The following is a 23,105-nucleotide window of genomic DNA, read 5'->3' on the forward strand; positions in this document are numbered from 1 at the left end:
TAAAAGACGCCAAATTGCAAACATATTCTTATTCGTTCCGTAGAAGGAATATCTTTATTTACTTACTAAACCCATAAGGTGGACATTCAAAATTGGTAATATCCAATTTGTATTCCATCATATCTTTCAACTCGTGTATGGGACGTTCCAATTCGTAAGGTATCGATTGTCTGCTGAATTGCTGGAAGTAAAGCAAACAAGCATCCCGCCACCAGACAGCATCCCGTGCCTGAATCTTCAGGCGGTGTTGCACATCACGAAAACGTTCGGAATCAATATACGGTTCCATCCTGTCCCACACTTTTTGAAAGTTTCTCACTTCGTTTACACCACGATCATACGCGTAGCACAGTTCTGCCCAAAGTGTACGTCCGCTCTTCATCTGATGATTCCAAGGGACATGGTGAAACCAAAGGAGCAGATTCTCCGGACAAGTATTCACATTGTCCAGTTGCTCGCATAATGGAGAATGGTATTGTCCGGTAGCATTACTTCCTGTACTGCTGCGGTCGAAACCTATTCCCATGTTGTCGGCACGGTGGTAATAAGGAGGCAGCCAATCCGGGCGAGCATCGGGAATATCACACCAGGGTTCCGGTCCGTAATGATGTCCCCATGCAAAGATATGATGCAAGCCGAGAGGCATCATGTAGTCTACTACTGCTTCTCTCGATTTCTGAAGCACTTGGGAGTTGAGAAGGGAGAGTTGAGCGTCGATCTGCTCTTTTTGAATGACTTCTCCTGCCGGAGTATCGGTTTGCGCACCGGTAACGGGAAGAAAAGTCTGTTTCAACCATTCTTCTCCTATCTGTTCGGAAGAGAGCGAATGTTTCCATGCCAATCGTCCGAAAGCATACCAGTTGGCTTGAGCAAAAGGATGTCCACACCAATTAGTATCATCACCGATGTTTGCCACTCCGGAAATAGCCGTGAGCGGATGAAAGAATAAAGAACCATCTGTCACACGGGCAACGGTAGAGCCTTTGCCTTGCAGATAAGTATCACTGTCTAAACACTCTTTCCACATAGGAGCAAGGAATGCAAGATGATTGGAAAAACCAAGATACTCTTGTGTGATTTGAAATTCGGGCATAACTGCCGTCTTTTTCATGGCTCCGAACAGCGGGCTGAATGGTTCACGGGGTTGGAAATCTATCGGACCGTTCTTGATCTGCACAATAACATTATCCCGAAATTTATCATCCAAAGGTTCAAATTCAAGATAGGCTTGTTTGGCACGGTCGCTGTCGGTAGGAGAATAAACGAAAGCGCGCCACATCACAATGCCATGATAGGACCTCAACACATCGGCAAGCATATTGGCTCCTTCGGCATGAGTCCGTCCGTAGTCACACGGACCGGGCTGCCCTTCGGAATTCGCTTTCACCAGAAAACCTCCGAAATCGGGAATCAGAGAATAAATCTCTTTGGCTTTCTGCTTCCACCAGTTTATCACTTCTTTATTCAACGGATCGGAAGTGGATAAACCGCCTAAAGCTGCGGGAGAAGAGAAATTGATAGAAAGATATATTTTCAAGCCATAAGGGCGGAAAACGTCGGCCAAGACTTTGACTTTCTGCAAATAATCATTAGATAGTATCTTAGGACTTGCATTGACATTGTTTATTACAGTGGCATTAATGCCGATAGAAGCATTGGCACGAGCGTAGGCTTCATAACGGGGGGAGACAACAGACGGAAGTTCGTCCCATTTCCAAAGTGAATGTCCGGCATATCCGCGTTCGATTGTACCATCCAAGTTATCCCAATGATTCAGGATACGAATTCGATAATCAGGTCGTTCGGAGATATTGAGGGATTGCAAAGCTGATTCCGGTAGTTGTCCGGTAGCTTGCAGACGGAGTAAATGATACGTTCCATAAAGTACTCCTTGTTCACCGGAAGAAGCTATCGTTATTTGATTGCCACCTTTGGAGGTCTGAATCGTATATCCCTCATTTCCAAGTGCACGAAGTTCTTTATTGTTCCGGACCTCCAAAGTAACCGGGATTCCTCCCTGCCAGAAGTTCTGTAATTCGGAAACCGCAATACGTAATGTAGGTGATTGTTTCTTGCTGGTAATTTCCGCTTTCGCTCCCGATGCATAACGAAGCCACAAGGCACTTCCATCTTCTGCCCAAATAGAAGAAAAGCAAAAAAACAAAGTGAATGTCAATGCAAATATATTTCTCATAGTACAAAGTATGTTATCACAATTAATTTACAGTATGATAGCATAAGTAAATTAAGCATTCATAGTTAATAATAACCGCCTCTACCTGAAAAATCCCTATTACCTAATATTCTGGTAAAAGTAGGTATGTTTTTCAAATAGAAGCGGTTGTTTTAATGTATCCTATTATTCATCTTTTCCCTCGATAGTAATGATTCGCCCGTCTGCATCATACTGAAGTTCACAGACTTTCAAGCTACGGAGCCAAGTCTTTCCCTCTGATGGTACACAATCGTGATGAAACAGATACCACTTACCTTTAAACTCTACAATAGCATGGTGAGTAGTCCATCCTACCACCGGAGTCAGAATGACTCCCTGATAAGTAAACGGACCATAAGGGTTATCACCTGTTGCATAGCAGAGCAAATGAGTGTCTCCCGTAGAATAGGAAAAATAGTATTTACCATTATATTTATGCATCCACGAAGCTTCGAAGAAACGGCGTTCCGTATCCCCTGCTGTCAATGGCTTACCGTCTTCATCCAGAATTACCACTGCACGGGGTTCTTCGGCAAACTCCATCATGTCTTCACTCAAACGAGCAACACGCGACGGGATTGCCTCCTCCTCTCCTTCCGGCAAAATGGCAGATTCCAAGGCTTTATTATTACGGTAACGTTGAAGTTGTCCACCCCACAATCCACCGAAATATATATAATAGTTACCATCTCCGTCATCCCATACAGCCGGATCGATGCTGTAACTTCCTTTCATCGGATTAGCTTCCGGTATAAAAGGACCATAAGGTTTATCACTCACAGCTACCCCGATACGAAATATATCATTCTGATCTTTCAATGGAAAATACATATAGTACTTACCATCTTTACAAACCACATCACAATCCCATAGTTGACGGCCCGCCCAAGGAATATCCTCTGTGGAAAGCACCACTCCATGATCTTTTATTTCACCGTTCATCACATCATCCATAGAATACACGTGATAATCTTTCATATTGAAATGATCGCCATTATCATTTTCAGCAATACCACTTTCCCAATCGTGCGAGGGATAAATATACAGTTTGCCATCAAATACATGTACGGCAGGGTCAGCCATATAATCACCGGGAACTAAATATCTTTTTTCTGTTTTCATGCTTTTTCGGTTTTTCTGTTAGAAACTTATTTTGTTTTTTCAGCCTCTTTGATAATCAGGTCGACTACCGGCTTCGGCTGATAATTGCGATCAAAAAGTAACGGATAATCCGTGCGGCCTCTCATCGGCCAGTCATTACGCCAAGAGTTCTGATCGGCTACTCCCCAAAGAGTAACCCTGGTGATAAGGTTATGATGTTTCAGGAACAGACGGAAAAAGTCATTCATTCTTTCAGTCCATGCTTTCGATACCTCTTCCGGTAATCCATCCGGATAAGGATTCATCTCTTTCTTATATTCAAAGGAAGCGGAAACTTCTGCACCTACATTGGGATTCGGTGATGGTATCACCGTCAAATCCAGTTCTGTTATCATTATCTTCACTCCTGTTCCGGCAAAGGCCAGCATACTCTTCTCAAATTCACTGATTTTCGGGTAGTCCATGCCGATGTGTCCTTGCATACCTATGGCATCAATACGGATTCCACGTTTTTTCAAATCGTTCACCATTTTCACGACGGCTTCTCTTCTCCCCGGTTGGGCCATTGAGTAGTCATTGTAGTAAAGTTCGGCATCCGGATCGGCCTCGTGTGCATATTGGAAAGCCAATGGGATATATTCTTCCCCCAGAATCTCATAAAACTTTGTCTTGCGATATGCTCCATTATCTTCAATCGCTTCATTTACTACATCCCAGCCTTTGATACGGCCTTTATAGCGTTTCACGATGGTAGTGATATGGTCTTTCATCCGTTTCTTCAGGACTTCCGGAGAAACATTATTCCCGTCCTTATCTACGCAAAACCAAGGAGCCAATTGTGAATGCCAAATCAGGCAGTGACCAATGATAGCCATTTGATTGCTCTCACCAAAACTGACAAATTCATCTGCCTGCGCAAAATTATACTTATTTTCTTTCGGATGAATGACAGAAGACTTCATGCAGTTTTCCGCCACGATGGAATTAAAATTCTTCTTTACAATTTCAACAGCTGCGACATCCTTACCGGAACTTTGATGTGTGTTCACTGACACGCCAATCAAAAACTTGTTTTTCAAAGCCTTTTTCAGCGAATTTCCATCTTTCGCAAAAACTTCTCCATAAGAAAAAGAAAACATCACTGTCAATAACAACAGAATTATTCGTTTGAGTTTCATACGTTATATTTTTGAGTAATAAACATTCTACTATCTTATCTATTCGCCTTTTTTACAGCGCGATTCTATCTCCTCATTTATATTGTCAATCACATTATCTTCCAATTCATATTTAGAAATAATGAACATAGCGACCAAAAGCAACAACGCCGGAATAACGGCTACGAGCCACAGTATTCCCTGTTCGGCAAAAGGTGATTGTGACACTTCATTTGTCTGGTCGAATCCGACAAAAGCCATAACAAGTCCCGGTACAACTCCTCCAAGAGCCATTCCCGCTTTATAGAAAATACCAGTCAAAGCATTGACTATACCCGAAATACGTTTACCATGAGTATATTCGCCATACGAAATTACTTCGGGAACCAAAGCCCACATATACCCTGTCGCAATAATGACTCCCGTCGATTTTATGAACTGCGCCACAAAGACCAACCATATCTGCGTTTTGAGTACCGGAACCACAGAAATAATATACAGCAATGCCATACCCAATATAGCGACTGAAAGGAATACATAAAACATTTGCTTTTTTCCAATGGCACGTTTAATGGCAGGTACCATCGGCATGAAAATGAATGCGGGTATCGAGCCCAAGGCCATGAAATAAGGTAACATCTCCGGTGCACGTACATTATAAATCATATAATATGAACCGGCAGAATTACCAATCGCCATCATTGCAAAAGCAGTAATGAAAAAGAACGCCAAAATACGCAAAGGTTTATTTCTACAAAATTCTACCCATAAGTCGGACACTTTTACTTTAGATGTCTCCTCCTGATCCATAACCACACGCTCCTTCGTCTGGCTAAAGCAGAACATCAATAACGCCAATCCGATAACAGCATAAATAGTCATCGTAATAAACCATGCGTTAGCAGATGCAGTAGTATTGATTTTACCATCGGGAGACAACACCTTCACCAGTATCGGAATACCGTATGCCACAGCCAAACCACCCAAATTGGCAAGAAACATACGCACTGACGTCAACACCGTGATTTCATTCGTATCGCGGGTAAGTGACGCATTCAGTGCTCCATAAGGCACATTAATCAATGTATAACACATGGATAATCCAACGTAAGTGAAATAGGCATAGAACAGTGAACCCGAAAAGCCGTTCCAAAAACAAAGAATAGCAAAACCAGTCAGCGGAATTCCTCCCCAAATAAGATATGAACGGTATTTACCTAGTTTAGGATTGTGTTTATCGACGAAAGCACCCACCAGAGGATCCCAAAGGACATCCACTATCCTGACAATAAGAAACATCACGGCTGCCACTTCCGGCTTAAGTCCATATACATTGGTATAAAAAATCAGCAGATACATACATACGGTCTGGTAAATAAGGTTTTGCGCCAAATCACCGGAACCGAATCCTATACGTTGAAGCCAAGAGAGTTTATAGAAACCTTTCGCTTCATTGGTCTTTATTGTATTCTCCATAAAATAGATAAATTGGTCATTTTCTGTTTTTCGTATTCATTTCTATCAAGATAGCTGCTGCCACTCGTTGCCCTAGCGTCTTTTTATCCAATGGATGAATATCATTCCATTCTCCTAAATCACTATTTTTAATCAGAGTAACATTTTTATTTGTATCGGCTACTTCCGCCTGCGCTTTCCGGAATTCCGCCCAGGCAGTGCGTCCTCCTTTATCTGTGGGTGAAAGGAAATCCGCCAGCTCAATGATATAGAAAGGCATATCCGACTTATTCCATCGTTGTCTCCAATCGCTAATCATAGCTGTCAACAAGTCTTTATACTCATTTCTGCGTGAGACATTCGATTCTCCCTGATACCAGATGACACCAGATACCGTATAGTTCAGCAAAGGAGCAATCATGGCATTATACAGTCCTGTGGGTTTATAATGAAAAGCCGTTTGTCCCGGAGCAGCGGGCATAGGAGCACCGAGACGATATTTCCAACTTCCCTCCAGATTGATCTCCGATTCTCCTTTTTCCGGCTGACCTTTTCCAAAAAGGATTTTATAGGGCTTCTCCTTTACAAATTGAGGACGACCGCCATAACTGAAAAGGCGTATGGTTATTGTATTTTTTCCGGCTTTCAGCAATCCGGCAGGAATGGTATAGATACGGGGAGGATATTGATAAGAGACACTCCCCACAAATGTGCCATTTACATAGACGGAATCCGCATCTACGATACATCCCAAGCGAAGAGTCGCTTTTTCTCCTGCCTGTTGGGCAGACACCTGAAAGTCTTTACGGAACCAGTGGGAACCATTGATGGTATTCAGTCCGTTTGTTGCCCAGCCGGAAGCAAACAAATCTGTTTCTTTCCAATTGCTATCATCATAATCGGCAGCATACCAAGGGGTAGCCTCATGCATTCCTTTGTCTCCCTGATACAATGCCACATTCCAGGCACGACTTTTCTTTCTCTCCTCCTTTTTCATTGATTCCACCAAATCGTCCGATTCATAGATACGCTTTTCATTCAAATAAAATGGAAAAGGCTTCAAACCTTCCTCACTGATCCACGCTTCTATCGGTGAACCTCCGACACTGGAATTTATGATTCCTACCGGAACCTTTGTCTTTTGATAGACATCTTTAGCGAAGAAATAGGCCAAAGCAGAGAAAGGCATCACATTTTCAGGAGTCATCGCTTGCCAGGAAATTCCCGGAATATCTGCCTGCGGAGCATGAAAATTATAGAGCAGAGGTGTTTTTATATAGCGTACCATCGGATAGTTACTGTCCGTAGATATTTCATCGCGAAAACGATCTGTAACCCGCGAAACAGGCAATTCCATATTCGACTGTCCCGAACATACCCAAACATCACCAATAAGAACATCCTTTAATTCGATATCATTAATGGTCATAGTATAAGGTCCGCCAGCTTTCAATACAGGTAAAGTCACTTTCCAGTTACCGTGTGCATCGGCAACAGTCTTATATTTCTTTTTCAGGAAAGTTATATCAACGGTTTCATCAGGATCAGCCGTTCCCCAGATATTGACAGGTTCCCCACGCTGAAGTACCATTCCGTCGGAAACAAGAGTCGGAAGTTTAACCTTTGCTCCGCCCAACAAGGCGAAGCAAAGGAACACAACTACTAACCCTACCTTATAAAACCAATACTTATTCATTCTGTCTTTTCTTTTATATGTCTTTATTTCATGATAATTTAGCAAGAGAAGAAATCCATCGGGATTCCACTTTGCAAACTTAGGAAGTTTCTTCCCACTTACCCAGAAATTCTGATTCAAATCATTACTCGCTTGTTACATCATCGTTTACGTATGTTACAAAAACTTGTTGCAATGTTACATTCAAGCTGAAACCACCGATAAACAAGAGGAAAGGGAAAGTTTTAGAACGAGCGGATTACAGTAGTTATTGTTATTCATTTGATCCACTCCAAGATAATAACAACTACTGTAACCCTCACTCTCCCCTTCTTTAATCGTTATAAAATCATTTATTCCAAATCTCCGGTAAAGTCTCCGCTGACATCTTTACCAGCCAAACCATCGGCCACTCCCTTATAAGCATGTTTACGTGCATAATTAGCATCCCAAAGGTTCGGAGCGTCATTCGGTATCCAATTCACATGTTCTTTTTCATTGTCCGATACTCCCCAGATGGTAATACCATATTGTTTATCCACCGGAATATACTTCTTGTACATATCAATAACATACTGATACATTTCTGCCTGTTGTGCCAGATTTTCAGTAGTAGGCGACGAGGTGTTAACCTTAATATCCAACTCGGATACTTTAATCAACTTGCCGGTAGCACCCAGTTTCTGGAACATTTGAGCAATATTGTCTTTATTGGAATCAATAGCAATATGCATTTGTGTACCAATGCCATCCACTGTGGCCCCTTTGCTTTCGATGTATTCCACATATTTAATCAGACCGTCACACTTATTGAGGTTATATTCCAGATTATAATCATTGATGAATAGTTTATCATCCGGATTTCCATACTGACGGGCAAGTTTGAAAGCTTCTACTGCATAGTCTTTCGGAGTCAGGAAATAATCTTGCCAGTAGAATTCATCAGAAGCCAGATCAGTTTTGCCTTTACCAGTCTTAATGTCTGATGTTTTTCCGTCATCCATTGGTTCATTGACTACGTCCCATGCATGAACATAAGGTTTGCAATGGGTAACCATCTTTGAAATCCAGTCTTCCATAGCATCTCTGATAATCTCGGCTTTTTCTTCGTCGGTCTTCTCAATGATAGTAGGACCGGAAGCACGAGTGACAGCACGTGTCTCCACCACTTTCTCCGACAATACGATATTATCTATATAATAATCACCCGCACTAACTCCGAAATTGATACAGAATCGATTCATATCCTCTTTAGACACTGTAAATTCTTTCTTAAATTCTGTCCAAGTCGTACTCACATTTCCATCTACATAGCATTCACCTGCATAACTCGTTGAGTTCTGAATTTGAATTTGGAAAGTAGTTGAGACACTTGCTTTAATCATAGCAGAGAACTCATAGGTCTTGCCAGCTTCCAAAGGAGTATCAAAGCCATATCCGGCCTGTGCCTTATATGCATTGCCCGCCCCTCCGTCAACAGAACTAGTCAGCTTCATCGAGTATGAACTTCCATATCCTTCACCTTCTTCCGAAATCGTGGCCTTTCCACTACTCCAAGCTCCCCAAGGAGTAATAGCTTTGCTTTCAAAATCTCCGTTAGAAATCAGATTAACCACAGTAGGCTCCGCATCTTTGTCTGTCACAACAATATTATCTACATAATAAGTCACATCCGGCAAATAACCAAATTCAAATGCAATCTGAAATGTAGTACTAACAAAATCATTCACTGTGATCTTCACCTGCTGCCATTGAGACGTTGTCTCAAAAGCTTCCGTCCAACTGCCACCTGTAGCATACCAGTCTTTATATGGATAATTATTTCCTAACCCAGCGAAAGTCAACCGGGCTTTACCAGCTTTATCCGAACGGACAAAAAATGAAATTTCATAATTATGCCCACTTACTGCTGAAATGTCAGGAGTATATAATTGCACAGAATGAGCAGCCGTTACAGAAGATCCTACTGTAAATTTCAATGCTTTGGAAGTAGTTGTCAGTCCTTCCCCTTCCACAATGGACATCGCATCACTTCCATTTTTACGATTCCAGCCATCAAAGGTTCCATCTTCAATGCCTGACAGATCCAACAAATTACTGCCCGCCGGTCCCGGAATAACTTCCGGTGCAATCAGACTATTCAGATAACTCGCATTCTGATTAGTGTGCCAAATCAGACAGTGTCCATAAATGCTTATACCCGCTTCTGTAGTCTTTGTAAACAATTGATCTACCTTATCAAATTTCAAATTCCCTTTAGAATCGACCATAGGACCGTGCTTCATGGCATATCCTATCGTCAGATCATTAAAGTTCTCATTCACAATGATAGTCGTTGTCTCGTCACCAAGATATTCATCCATCCCCACTCCGATACCCAACTTAAAGTTGGGATCGGATAAATATTCTTTCAACGGCTTGTAACGGGAAATCTTTTCAGCCAACTGTAAAGGCAGTTCGGAAGAAGTAACCGCTCCATGTGTAGGGTCTTTATACCACTCCATCTTATTATCGTCACACGATGTCAATATCAGCACCGACAAGGCAACAAACGGAAGCATATTTCTGTATTTCATAATCTTTTCAATTTAAAGTCATTATTATTCTGCATCCTCTTCTTCGTCCGGGAAATCGGAATATTCCGGCTTCGTCAAAGGTACGACACGCCAGTTATCAATATAAATCTTCACGGAAGTTGCTTTGGATAGAAACTCTGTTTCTTTATCCGAGCTCGCACCTGTGATCTTATCCAATGTAATATCAGAGTTCTCAAAATAGAAACCGAAGTTGGCATAAGAAGCAGATGCACGGGTAGCGGCCACATCGGCAAAAGTGGTCCAAGCTCCGCTGGATGCTTTCGATTTGTAGAATTCACTGAACGGAACAGTTACAGTCTGCCAACCGGTTGTCTGGAAAGGAACGATCTTTCCGTCTACAAGCCACGGTACGTAATTATAACAGTCTCTCTCCCATTCTCCACCGTTGAATCCGTTCTGACCACAAATCTTCAGGAATCCGGATTCAGACCAAGGTTCGGGCACATAAATTTCAAACTGAATAGCACATTCGGCAACAGGAGTTTCAGCAGGGACACCCAGCGTCAACCAGTCAGGATCAGTGCCATTACCAGCTGTCCAAACTTCAGCACAACGATTCTTCGCTGCTGCCACCGGCAACTGTCTTTCTAATGGCAAACGACAGTAAGCACCTTGCGACACATTACCTTCACCAATCGAAGCTGATTCCAGTTCGGTTGTTTGAATCATACTTTCAGAATCGCCCCATGCTCCTTGTGCACCCACTCCATCGAAGTTCAACAACAAGCCTTTCTTATAATTGAAATAGGCAGGAGAATAAGCACCACCATTCGAACCTTCTACGAAAATAGAACCGCCCTCTTCAGAAACTCCGGCAGGCATATCCACCATAAAATATTCACCGTCAAGATCAGAAATAATACCTTCTGTCACCACCACATTTCCGGGGAAAACGACTTTTGCTATTTCCGTCAATCCACTTCCATAAACAATGATAGGTTCACCTACATTCGGCATACAGTTGGAGATTTTCGTTATAGACGGTGCAGCAGCACGAATCTGGAAATCATAAACGTATTCACCGCCATCTTTTACCAAACGAATTGTATTACGTACATTCTCGTCTGCTTCTGTAGTCGGAACTTTACTGTTCACACTAACCAGAAAAGATTTATTCGAAACAAATACCGGATTAAAATAACAGTTATATCCATTAATATACACTTTCTTCAATCCGTTGAATCCTTCACCTTCAATTCGGATCAGTTGTCCCAAACGGGCAAAATCAACCAAACGGTCAGGAACATTCGACTTCGCGTCTTCCAGATAGATCCCTGTTATGTTCATCACAGAACTTCCGCCATTATCGTCATCGTCGTCGCACGAAACAAATGAACAAGAGCAGATGAGCAGACTCACCAATAAGCCAAATGCTTTCATACTATTTTTATATATCAAGCTTTTCATTCGTATTCTCGTTTTTAGTTAAACAAATCGGTTATTCTGTCTTCCTTAAATGCATAAGGCATAGGATCCGCTTTCAACAAAGGATTTTGCACAGTCTCCGATTCCGGATAAGGAAGAAGGAATATACTGGAATCGACGTCACCTATGGCACGCTTCGTTTCATCCGAATCCTCGTCTCTCTTCAAAGTCTGTGTATCCGCATCCCATACTACAGGAATAGCAGTACCCCTATCCTGTCCGGTGATATAATTGAGTACTTCCTGTTGTTTATAATAAGCTCTACGTACCAAGTCATACCAATACTGTCCTTCCAGACAAAGTTCCAGTCTACGCTCACGACGAATATCTTCGTAAGTAATCGAATTTTGGGGTTCCAAACCGGCACGCTTGCGCACTTTGTTAAAGTATTCCATTGCATCGGCATCATCTGTTGAAGGATTATTTCCCAATATAGCTTCTGCATAAATCAGATATACTTCTGCCAGACGCAACATGTAAGTATTGATAGGAGTACTTCCGGAAGTGATCTTCGCATTATCTTTGCTAGAACCACAAACATATTTCTTACAATAAATTCCGGAAACAGTACCCGATGCTTTCTTCTCACAAGTATATCCTCCGTTTGCTTTCTGTATTTCAGGATAATGATCGCCATAAGCCATCCAAGTCGGCTGACGCCGTTTATCTCCTTTTTCATACTCCCAAATCACGTCCGGTTGTGCAAAAACATAACCGCCCCATGCACGGTCATTACCGGTAATAGCCGACTCACAAGCAAAATAATCCTGTATCGTATTACATTCCCCATACGTACCATTACTAACCCATTGTAAAGCAAACAGTGTTTCCGAGTTGTTATTTTTATCAATCATAAACAAATCGGCATAATCAGTCATCAGTTCAAAATTTCTGTTTTCTATCACTTTTAAAGCCGCTTTCTTTGCCAAATCCAGATAGTCCTGATTACGGGTCGCACTATTAGGGTTACTACTATAACCGGCATACGTCAGATAAACACGCGACAACATGCCAAAGGCACTGTATTTATTGACACGTCCGGCAGCAGAAGAAACCTCCGGCAAATATTTTGCCGCAAATTCCAAGTCACGCATCGCAAATTCATAGACATCACTTACCGGGCTAGTATTGACAATTGGATTAGCCACCAGTTCATCCGTATCCTCATTTATAATAACATTTCCCCATAACATCGCCAGATAGGAATAAGCAACTCCACGCATGAACCGTGCTTCAGCAATATATGGGTTCTTCACTTCTTCGCTATTGGATGAGTTACCTTTGATCCCGTTAATAATCTTATTAGTTTGCTGTACTATATTGTATAATGAGCCCCAAGCCGAAACTAACGGCCCCGTCAATCCGGTTTCGGTCAAATCGGCAAAAGGATAGATATAATTAGAGGTTGTCGCACAAAGGTTGAATCCGCGTCCATCACCCAGTCCATAATAGAACTTATCGTTAAAGTCGAACCACACCTTATTATACAAAGGAGCTGTTGCTGCCCGGAAATCATCTTCCGTTTGATAAAAGTTATCTCCTGCGATATTGGAGTTATCTTCAGAATCGAGGAAGTCACTGCATCCTGCAAACGCCAAAGCTACAGCCAACATGAAAGAGTATATATATTTACTTGTTTTCATATTTAGTCACTTTAAATGATTAAAAGGTTAAATTCAGACCGAATGTATAAATTCGCGGAGAAGGATAACGATAGTTATCAAAGCCTGTAAGCAAAGCGTCCTGATTGGCAGAACCTATTTCCGGGTCCATCCCTTTGTATTTTGTGAATGTATATACATTCTGCAGGTTACAATAAAGTTTCAGATTCTGAATACCAATCGGTGCCAACCATTTACGCGGGAACGTATAGCCGAAAGAGATAGACTGAATACGCAGGAAAGAACCATCTTCCACAAAGCGGTCACTGAAACGATAATTGGAATCATCTGTCCCTTTGGCAATAGCCATACGGCAAGCATAAGGGTCACCGCCTACAATCTGTATATTCCGATAATCATCCGGACCATTCGGATCAATCAAAGCCAGTTGTGCATAATCCAACGCCGATTTCAGGATATTATTATTGCCCCGTGGATTTTCAAGTTCACGACGCCCCCAGTTTACAACTTCATTTCCCACCGATCCGGTCAGGTTAATGCTCAAGTCGAAGCCTTTATAAGAGAAAGAGTTACCGAAGCCGAAAGTAAAGTCCGGTTCAGGATTACCGATATAAGTACGGTCCTGTTCATTGATAACACCGTCTTTGTTTACATCTTCAAAAATATAATCACCAATCCAGATACTATTCTTGGAAATCGACATACCTTCAGGCAATGCTACCGGCTTAATTGCTCCGGAAGCATCTTTATAGTAAAAGTCAGTAGCCTTTTCAAAGCGGCCAATCACTTTATAACCATAAAACTGTCCGATAGGGTTTCCTACTGATGTACGTGTCAGTACGGTTATTGTTTCGCCTGTCTGATTACTCTTATCTATCAGGCTGGTTGCCGTATCCAGCGATTTTACTTTATTACGGTTCATAGAGAATACCACGTTACTTCTCCATTGAAATCCGCCTTTATCAATATTCACTGTATTTAAAGTCAACTCAAGTCCTTTATTCTCCAAAGAACCCACATTCTTCCAGGGTGCGGAAGTAGAGCCCTGACCTGAAGTTCCCACGTAAGCAGGAAGAGGCACTTGCAACAACAAATCATTTGTTTTCTTATAATAAATATCGGCTATCAATTCAATCCTGTTCTGGAAAAGATTAATATCAAGTCCCAGATTACTTGAATAAGTAGACTCCCATTTCAATTCGGGATTCGGAGTATTGCCAGCCAGCAATCCTGTTCCCCAAACGGTAGCAACAGATGAATAAATGGCTTTATATGCATTATTAGGCACATTCTGATTACCTACAACACCCCATCCTAAACGCAATTTCAGATTATTAATAATATTGTTGTCTTTCAAAAAAGATTCATTGGAAACCTTCCAAGCCAAAGCAGCCGACGGGAACCATCCCCAACGATTATCTTTGTAGAATTTGGAAGAACCGTCGCGACGAAGAGTAAATGTCAACAGATATTTGTCATCGTATGAATAGAACAGACGGCCGAAATAAGATAAAATCGAACTTTCTCCACTATTACCATTATTCTTGGCTGTTGCGGCATCTCCCAATGTCAGGTCGGTTGCGGCATTGGACAAATATCCCATACGGCTTCCCATCAGATATTCCCATTTGCTCTCCTGCATTTCCTGACCAATCATTGCATTCACATTGTGCACTCCAAAAGTTTTCATGTAATTCACGATATTTCTCCAACTCCAGAACTTATTATATGATTTGGAGAAAGTCCCCTGACGGTCCGTATTTTCAATCGCACCAAAAGTATATGAGGGATCAAATTTATAAGTATTAGTTACCCCATAATCGAAAGACAATTCCGTTTTAAACGTCAGTCCGTCAATGATAGTAGCTTCAGCATAGGTGTTTGCCCGAATACCCATTTTCTCATTGCGGTTATCCTTAATCATGGCAAGACCCACCGGATTCGTTTGTACCCATTCGTCCGTATCCGGTCCGTCAAATGTGCCTTCAGCATTACGAACAGCCACACTCGGACTCTGCAATAAAGCAGTTCTAATCAACGACTCGTCAGATACAGTCAATTTCTGACGGGAATTACTAAACGCAAAGTTAATACCCATTTTTAAATAGCTCTTCACCTGGGCATCAAAACTACCTCGTAAGTTCAGACGCCTGAACCCTGAACCAACAGCAATACCATCCTGATTGAGGTAACCTGCTCCCAATGCATAGTTACTTTTATCAGTACCTCCGGTCACAGAAAGATTATGACTGGTCATCATAGCTTTAGAGAACATCTCATCCTGCCAGTCTGTACCCTCACCTAGTAAATCCGGACGAACAAAGTTATTATCCTTGTTCACTATTCCCCAATCATTTCCCGAATAGTCTTTTCCTGAACGAACATTCTTATGCTCCGCATATTCACGCAGATTCAGCATATCCAGTTTTTTAGGCATTTCCTGCCATCCTATATATCCGTCATAAGTTATTTGCGCCTCACCCTTCTGTCCACGTTTGGTAGTAATCATAATCACACCGTTTGCAGCTCGCGCACCATAAATAGCAGTGGCGGAAGCATCCTTTAATACGTCCATAGAGACGATGTCCGAAGGATTGATAGATGCCAGTGCATTATCACTTCCCGAACCTGTGGAACCGTCGATGATAACACCGTCAATGACAAAGATAGGTTCATTGGAGGCATTCAAAGAGTTGATACCACGAATACGGATGGAAGAACTACCACCGGGCATACCGCTATTAGCCTGTACCTGCACACCAGCAGCACGTCCTTGCAGTACCTGGTCAACGGAAGTCACTACAGATTTCTTAATGGCTTCATCGTTGACCGATACAACAGAACCGGTCAGGTCACTACGTTTCATCTGACCATATCCAACTACAACTACTTCGTCTAATACTTTTGCATCTTCTTTGAGGGTAATATCAAACTGCTTTTTCCCGGCTACAGGAATCGTTTGTGTCTGATATCCGATAAAAGAAATCTTCAAGCTACCTTTGGCTGATACATTCAACTTAAAATTACCATCCAAATCGGTAACTATACCATTGGTAGTGCCAGCTTCTACTACACTGGCTCCGATAATCGGTTCGCCCGATGCATCTTTGACCACTCCCGTCACGGAAACAGTCTGTGCCAATACCCATACAGGGAAGAGGCAGAAAAGAATGATAAGACCTAACGGTCGAAAATAATGATTTGTGCTTTCCATAAAATCATTTTTTTAATTAATAATGATAGTGGTTAATCCAAGTTATAGGTTTTTCTCTTCTTATTTATAATAAGGAATAGAGTAAGGAATTCATGTTTCCATAAGCAGTTATTATTTTAAGGTGTCCGACAATTCATTTTTTTGGTTAATGCAAATTTATGGATAATATATCAAGCATAGGTGGAGATTTTGTTTCAAGCAATTGACAGGCGGTTACATACACTTGCATGTACGTTACAAGCTATTGCACACCCGTTACATACCCCTCCCAGAAGCATCCCTAAAGGGTTTGCACGTAACATCAGTAAAAGGAAAAGTAACAAAGCTAATGCTATTTTAATTTAATATAGTATCTTTGTCTATATAAAAAGCACCAATAAACCCTGCTTATATTAATGAGTATGAAAGCACAAATCCTATTCCTTTTTTCCATATACTGTTTCCTGATAGGAAGCACTCCTGTTATGAAAGCACAGACCGGCAAATTCTATTCAACAGACAAAGAACTTTCCAACAGTCTGATCAATGCCGTATATCAGGACCGGAAAGGATTTATCTGGATAGCTACCGAAAACGGACTTAATAAATTCGACGGGACACGTTTCTCGATCTATCGACATAATGCTACGGATAGCACCAGTTTGAAAAACAACTATGTACGGACATTATTCGAAGACAGTCGCGGTAATTTCTGGATCGGATGCATCAATGGCTTACAGCGATATGACCGCGCCACAGACAACTTTCACGAATTATTCATCTCTCGGAAAGACGGACGAAAGAATCCTCATATCACTTCCATTATTGAACGCCGGAACGGAGATCTTTGGATAGCAACTTCCGGACAAGGCGCCATATCCCTAAAAAAGAACAGCAATCCCGCCTCCTTCCATATCGAAACCGAACTGACAGACCGGATAGGTAGTAACTACCTGAATGTCATTTTCGAAGATTCCCGGCAAAATTTATGGATTGCTACAGAAGAAAAAGGACTTTACCGTTATTCTCCGGAAAGTAAAGAGCTTAAAAGCTATAAAGCACCTTATCATATAGCAGGTGATGACGTTTCTGCCATTTGTGAGGATGCACACGGACAAATTTTCGTAGGAACCTTGACAAAAGGTCTTTTCAGACTATCATCCCGACAGGAAGGAAACTTCGAACCTGTCCTCTACCAAAACCGGATGAATTTGAATATCCGGACTCTCATCATTGATACCCGTGGAAAACTTATCATAGGAACAGACGGTGAAGGAGTAAAAGAATATCAGCCTCAACAAGATATTATTGTGGACAGTGAGATTAATGCGGGTCCCTTTGACTTCTCCAAATCCAAGGTTCACTCGTTAATCGAAGATAAAGATCACAATTTATGGCTGGGCATTTTTCAGAAAGGTTTGATACTAGTGCCCGGCATTTCAAATAAGTTCGACTACTACGGCTACAAATCAATACACAACAACACCATTGGTTCCAGCTGTGTTATGGCTATTCATACAGATGAACAAGCTACAATCTGGATAGGTACGGATAACGACGGATTATATGCCATAAACGATCAGGGAAAACAATTACGCCATTACACCCATCAGGCAGGTAATCCCCAATCTGTCCCCGGCACTATCCTATGTCTCTATGAAGATTCCAATCAGGAACTTTGGCTAGGATCTTACTTCGATGGTCTGGCACGGATGAACAAACAAACCGGAACATGTCAAGATGCCACCTCGCTTTTACAAGGAAATCTTAACGCAGGCAAGCCCAAAGTTTCCTGCATCATTGAAGACAAAAACAAGAATCTCTGGGTGGGTACTTATGGTTCGGGCTTATACAAAATCAATTTACCAACTCAACATGTCACCTATTACGAATCTACCCGCAACGAAAACGATGACTGGAGTATCAACCGTCTTCCGAACGATTGGATCAGCTACCTACTGGAAGATAAAGAGGGAATGATATGGATCGGCACTTATAGAGGTCTGGCCGTACTCAATCCTCAAACGGACAATTTTATCAATTATAAAAAGCAAAACAATCTCCTCCCCGGGTATGTCGTTTACAGTTTATTGGAAAGTAGTAATGGAGAGATCTGGGCTGGTACTTCCGAAGGATTGGTCTGCCTGAATAAAGACAGACTAACACCTGTACTTTTCACTACTGCCGATGGACTCCCCAGTGATATTATTTGCGGCCTGGCTGAAGACGAGAAAAAAAATATATGGATCAGTACCCATCAGGGAATCTCCAAACTGAATCCTCCGGAAAAGAAGTTTATCAACTATTATGCAGGCGACGGTCTGCAAGGAAATGAGTTTACACGCACTGCTGTATTTAAAGATAAACGCGGCAAGATATTTTTTGGAGGTACCAATGGAGTAACAGCTTTCTACCCCCAGGATATCACCGAAATCAAAAAAGAAATGAATGTATTGATTACCGGCTTTCACGTTGCTAACCGCCCTGTGAAAAAAGGGGATAAATCCGGCAACAATGTCATCACTGATACTGCTGTCATGGATACCGAGCAATTTACACTGGCATATAATGAAAATACATTCAGCATTGATTTTTCTGTTTTGGAATTCAGCAATCCCGACCGGATTAGTTATCAATATAAGATAAAAGAATTAGGCGATGAATGGATCAGTACGCAACCGGGAACAAACCGGGTGACTTATAGCAGTCTGAAACCGGGGAAATACACTTTCTCCGTACAGGCACGCGACCATAATAATTTCTCTAATATCCGCACAGTTACTATTGCCATCACTCCACCCTGGTACCAGACCTGGTGGGCAAAAGTAATCTGGGGATGCCTCGGAGCATTACTAATTTATGCTCTTACCATGTATATTCTGTCACGTATCCGCCACCGGCAAGAAGTGATGCGACAAAAACACATGGAACAGATTAACGAAGCCAAATTACAATTCTTCATTAATATCTCACATGAAATACGTACCCCGATGACTCTTATCATCAGCCCGTTAGAGAAACTGTTAGCCGAACATTCCGAGAAACAACCGGTTTATCTCATGATTTACCGGAATGCCCAACGTATTCTACGTCTGATCAATCAACTGATGGACATACGAAAACTGGACAAAGGACAAATGCATCTGAAATTCCGGGAAACAGATATCGTAGGATTTATCAATGACTTGATGCAAACATTCAATTATCAAGCGCAAAAAAAGAACATCACATTTACTTTCGAAAAAGAACTGGAAGGTGCTGATTCTCTGAAAGTATGGATTGATCTAAATAACTTTGACAAAGTATTGATGAATGTCCTTTCCAATGCTTTCAAATATACACATGAGGGAGGAAATATCGAAGTGTTATTGAAAACCGGTCACAACGATGCCTACCGGGGTGCTTTGAAAGATTATTTCGAGATAGATATCACCGATAACGGGATCGGTATTGACAAAAACAAAATAGAACAAATATTCGAGCGTTTCTATCAGATTGACAACGACATGACACAATCTAATTTCGGTACAGGAATCGGACTGCATCTTTCACGGTCGTTAGTGGAACTGCACCACGGCATCATCAAAGCAGAAAACCGCGAAGACGGACAAGGAACCCGTTTCGTCATCCGCCTGCCGTTAGGTAGTAATCACTTGAAAGCAGAGGAACTGGAAAATCCTGAAGAAACCGGAAGCGAACCAACAATCTCCCAACTTCCCAAAGATTCCATCTATGAAACGGAAGAAGAAAACAAAACTAACGAGTACAGGAAACCCAAAGCAAAAACACGTTATCGCGTCTTAATCGTAGAAGATGATGAAGAAATACGTCGCTACATACGTAGCGAACTGGATAGTGATTTCCGTATCTACGAATGTACAAATGGACGGGAAGGACTGGAAACCATTTTGAAGGAGAAACCCGATCTCGTCATCAGTGATGTTATGATGCCCGAAATGGATGGAATCACTCTCTGCCGGAAAATAAAACAGAATATCAATATCAATCATATACCTATTATATTATTAACCGCCAAATCGAAAGCCGAAGACCAAATCGAAGGACTTGAAATTGGAGCAGATGCTTATATCGTAAAACCATTCAACACTGAATTATTACGAACTACTATCAGTAATCTGATAGCCAATCGGGAAAGACTGCGCGGCAAACTGGTAGGTGAACAACAAGTAGAAGAAAAAATAACAAAGATAGAAATGAAGTCCAATGATGAGATCTTGATGAGTAAAGTAATGAAAACCATCAATGACCATCTTGCCGACCCTACCCTTAATGTAGAGATGCTAGCAGCCAACGTTGGAATGAGCCGCGTACATATGCACCGCAAATTAAAGGAGTTGACTAATCAGTCAGCACGAGATTTCATTCGTTCTATCAGACTGAAACAAGCTGCCAATCTGCTACGTGAGAAGAATCTAAGCGTTTCGGAAGTTGCATACGCTACAGGCTTCTCCAACCTCTCTCATTTTTCCAATACATTCAGAGACTTTTACGGAATTTCACCGAGTGAATATAAAGAACAACAGATGTAACAAACAGAATTAGACTTGTTACAAACAAGAATCTAAATTAGAAAGAAAGCCGTTATTGATATGACAAATAATGACTAAAGCTACTTATACATAATCAATGCAGACTGTCCGGGAATAATTACTTCCGGTCCGATCTGCGTACCTAATCCACGCACATCTATCACGCCATCTTTGCATACCACTGTATATTTACCAACAGGCACTTCCAAACGCGCAGGAGTCATACGGGAATTAAAAGCCACGATAATATCTTCCCAATTATCTCCATTCGCATGATCCTTCAGGCGGAATGCAATCAGGTTTTGTCCTTCCACCGGAAGAAACTCCAGATGCTTCCGAACCCTTTCCGCATCTCCCATACGGAAAGCGGGATGGGACTTACGCAGATCTATGAGTCGCTTATAATACATGAAAACATCTCCGTTCGTCGTTTTACGTCGCCAATCGATAGCATTGACTGCATCCGGACTCTTATAACTATTATCCACCCCTTGTTTATCGCGCATCACTTCTTCTCCCGCATAGATAAAAGGAATACCTTGCGAAGTGAAGACTACCGTTTGCGCGAGCTTATCAAGCCGGACCAGTTGCTCGGGAGTAGCTCCCGGCATACTTGCTTTCAAGCGATCAACAAGGCACAAACCGTCATGGCAGGAAACGTAGCTAATCATCTGGGTAGGTTGCTCCGCCCACGGTTTCTGACTGTAATTAACAGAATCACACCGTACTTGCGGATGCTCAATAGCACCCACAATACCGAATTTAACACTCATTTCTGCTCCCGGAACTCCGGTAAGGAAAGCCCCTTTCTCCTTTTTCCATACAGGTCCGCAAAGCCCGTCACGCAATTCATCCGAGAATACGGCAATTCCCGGCATGTGGGAAACATTCTCTTTCATTGCCAACGAATCTGCCGGATATTGGGGAGTGTCGGCTGCCCAACCTTCTCCATAAATACAGATGTTAGGATCAACCTTGTTCACTGCTTTTCGGATTTCATTCATGGTCTCAATATCATGTACTCCCATCAAATCAAAACGGAAACCGTCAATATGATATTCTTTTATCCAGTAAAGAACGGACTCTATCATGAACTTGCGCATCATAGGGCGTTCACTTGCCGTCTCATTACCACATCCGGAACCATTTGCCAATGTCCCGTCTTCTTTCTGACGATAAAAATAACCGGGAACAGTACGTTCAAAGTTACTTTCAACGGTATTAAAAGTATGATTGTAAACCATATCCATTATCACCCGGATACCAGCTCTATGTAATGCTTGTACCATCTGTTTAAACTCTTTCACACGAGTGGCAGGTTGATAAGGATCAGTTGAATAAGAGCCATCCGGCACATTATAATTCGCCGGATCATATCCCCAGTTATAGTGGTTTTCTTCCAGTTTTGTTTCATCGATAGAAGCATAGTCAGAGGAAGGAAGAAGATGTACGTGTGTCACTCCCAGTTCTATCAAGTGATCGATACCGGTCAGTAACTTATCCGAATTCATGGTCCCGTGTTCAGTCAATGCGAGGTATTTACCTTTATTCTTAATTCCCGAAGTAGAATCAACCGAGAAGTCACGATGATGCATTTCATAGATAATCATATCAGCAGGAGATTTCAGAGAAGGACGTCTGTCACTCTCCCATCCCTCGGGATTTGTAGTCTTCCAGTCAATAATGGCAGCACGTTTCCCGTTCACTCCGACAGCATGGGCATTGATTCCCGGCGTGTCTCCCTGCCATTTATCATTGATTTTTACATTGAAGGCATAGAATTTGCCAAGCAGGTTCTCATCTACTGAAGTTGTCCAGGTTCCATCTTCTGTGGGCTCCATCTTTACTGTTTCATAAGCATGTCCGCCTTCACCGGCATCATATAGCATCAGGCGTACTTCTTCTGCAGTTGGTGACCAAAGATAAAATCTGGTTGCCAACGGCGTATATTCCATTTCCGTAAGACTTCCCGTACGAACCGGATACAGCTCAAAAGAAGCATATTCCTTTTTCGCAGGGGAGCAGCTCATTACTGTTGTCACTGTAGTCACCCCTAATATTGCTAAATAATTACTTCCCATCTTCATTTAAACCTCCCCTAGATATTTCCTTTAT

The 23,105-nt window shown here is 41.9% G+C and carries 11 protein-coding genes; 1 reads left to right on the forward strand and 10 read right to left on the reverse strand.

What is annotated here, in order from left to right; translation table 11 throughout:
* Positions 1 to 58: 58 nt before the first annotated feature.
* The 9 genes from NQ505_RS24075 to NQ505_RS24115 form a co-directional block, all read right to left on the reverse strand.
* On the reverse strand, positions 59 to 2,194 hold the full coding sequence (locus NQ505_RS24075; RefSeq protein WP_004326485.1) for an alpha-glucuronidase family glycosyl hydrolase: 2,136 nt from the start codon (positions 2,192 to 2,194) through the stop codon (positions 59 to 61).
* Between the two features lie 165 nt (positions 2,195 to 2,359).
* Positions 2,360 to 3,337: a glycoside hydrolase family 43 protein gene (locus NQ505_RS24080; RefSeq protein ID WP_004300838.1), complete on the reverse strand. Its 978-nt coding sequence runs from the start codon at positions 3,335 to 3,337 to the stop codon at positions 2,360 to 2,362.
* A 26-nt stretch (positions 3,338 to 3,363) separates the two neighbouring features.
* On the reverse strand, positions 3,364 to 4,494 hold the full coding sequence (locus NQ505_RS24085) for an endo-1,4-beta-xylanase (protein WP_008999834.1): 1,131 nt from the start codon (positions 4,492 to 4,494) through the stop codon (positions 3,364 to 3,366).
* Between the two features lie 39 nt (positions 4,495 to 4,533).
* Positions 4,534 to 5,949 carry an MFS transporter gene (locus NQ505_RS24090; RefSeq protein WP_004311418.1) on the reverse strand — a complete coding sequence of 472 codons (1,416 nt, stop codon included), beginning with the start codon at positions 5,947 to 5,949 and terminating at the stop codon, positions 4,534 to 4,536.
* A 16-nt stretch (positions 5,950 to 5,965) separates the two neighbouring features.
* Positions 5,966 to 7,624, reverse strand: a complete 1,659-nt coding sequence (locus tag NQ505_RS24095) for a sialate O-acetylesterase (protein ID WP_008999833.1) — start codon at positions 7,622 to 7,624, stop codon at positions 5,966 to 5,968.
* A 332-nt stretch (positions 7,625 to 7,956) separates the two neighbouring features.
* A complete protein-coding gene (locus tag NQ505_RS24100) occupies positions 7,957 to 10,179 on the reverse strand; it encodes an endo-1,4-beta-xylanase (RefSeq protein ID WP_008999832.1) in 2,223 nt (740 codons plus the stop codon).
* A gap of 24 nt (positions 10,180 to 10,203) precedes the next feature.
* On the reverse strand, positions 10,204 to 11,607 hold the full coding sequence (locus NQ505_RS24105) for a glycan-binding surface protein (protein WP_008999831.1): 1,404 nt from the start codon (positions 11,605 to 11,607) through the stop codon (positions 10,204 to 10,206).
* 14 nt (positions 11,608 to 11,621) lie between these two features.
* Positions 11,622 to 13,268 (reverse strand): RagB/SusD family nutrient uptake outer membrane protein, encoded by a 1,647-nt coding sequence (locus tag NQ505_RS24110; protein WP_004300844.1) that lies wholly within the window; start codon positions 13,266 to 13,268, stop codon positions 11,622 to 11,624.
* Positions 13,269 to 13,287: 19 nt separating this feature from the next.
* On the reverse strand, positions 13,288 to 16,461 hold the full coding sequence (locus NQ505_RS24115) for a SusC/RagA family TonB-linked outer membrane protein (protein WP_008999830.1): 3,174 nt from the start codon (positions 16,459 to 16,461) through the stop codon (positions 13,288 to 13,290).
* Between the two features lie 395 nt (positions 16,462 to 16,856).
* Here NQ505_RS24115 and NQ505_RS24120 point away from each other — a divergent pair, with 395 nt between their 5' ends.
* Entirely contained in the window at positions 16,857 to 20,990 is a 4,134-nt protein-coding gene (locus NQ505_RS24120; RefSeq protein WP_008999829.1) for a two-component regulator propeller domain-containing protein, read from the forward strand.
* 80 nt (positions 20,991 to 21,070) lie between these two features.
* On the opposite strand, the gene pulA is transcribed toward NQ505_RS24120, so the two are convergent.
* On the reverse strand, positions 21,071 to 23,077 hold the full coding sequence (pulA, locus tag NQ505_RS24125) for a type I pullulanase (protein ID WP_032853679.1): 2,007 nt from the start codon (positions 23,075 to 23,077) through the stop codon (positions 21,071 to 21,073).
* Positions 23,078 to 23,105: the final 28 nt, after the last annotated feature.

The organism is Bacteroides sp. D2 (assembly GCF_025147085.1).
Taxonomy (GTDB): Bacteria; Bacteroidota; Bacteroidia; order Bacteroidales; family Bacteroidaceae; genus Bacteroides.

Bases quoted from the DNA above. Each gene is read 5' to 3' on its own strand.
- NQ505_RS24075 (WP_004326485.1), bottom strand. From the start codon at position 2,194: ATGAGAAATATATTTGCATTGACATTCACTTTGTTTTTTTGCTTTTCT.
- NQ505_RS24080 (WP_004300838.1), bottom strand. From the start codon at position 3,337: ATGAAAACAGAAAAAAGATATTTAGTTCCCGGTGATTATATGGCTGAC.
- NQ505_RS24085 (WP_008999834.1), bottom strand. From the start codon at position 4,494: ATGAAACTCAAACGAATAATTCTGTTGTTATTGACAGTGATGTTTTCT.
- NQ505_RS24090 (WP_004311418.1), bottom strand. From the start codon at position 5,949: ATGGAGAATACAATAAAGACCAATGAAGCGAAAGGTTTCTATAAACTC.
- NQ505_RS24095 (WP_008999833.1), bottom strand. From the start codon at position 7,624: ATGAATAAGTATTGGTTTTATAAGGTAGGGTTAGTAGTTGTGTTCCTT.
- NQ505_RS24100 (WP_008999832.1), bottom strand. From the start codon at position 10,179: ATGAAATACAGAAATATGCTTCCGTTTGTTGCCTTGTCGGTGCTGATA.
- NQ505_RS24105 (WP_008999831.1), bottom strand. From the start codon at position 11,607: ATGAAAAGCTTGATATATAAAAATAGTATGAAAGCATTTGGCTTATTG.
- NQ505_RS24110 (WP_004300844.1), bottom strand. From the start codon at position 13,268: ATGAAAACAAGTAAATATATATACTCTTTCATGTTGGCTGTAGCTTTG.
- NQ505_RS24115 (WP_008999830.1), bottom strand. From the start codon at position 16,461: ATGGAAAGCACAAATCATTATTTTCGACCGTTAGGTCTTATCATTCTT.
- NQ505_RS24120 (WP_008999829.1), top strand. From the start codon at position 16,857: ATGAGTATGAAAGCACAAATCCTATTCCTTTTTTCCATATACTGTTTC.
- pulA (WP_032853679.1), bottom strand. From the start codon at position 23,077: ATGAAGATGGGAAGTAATTATTTAGCAATATTAGGGGTGACTACAGTG.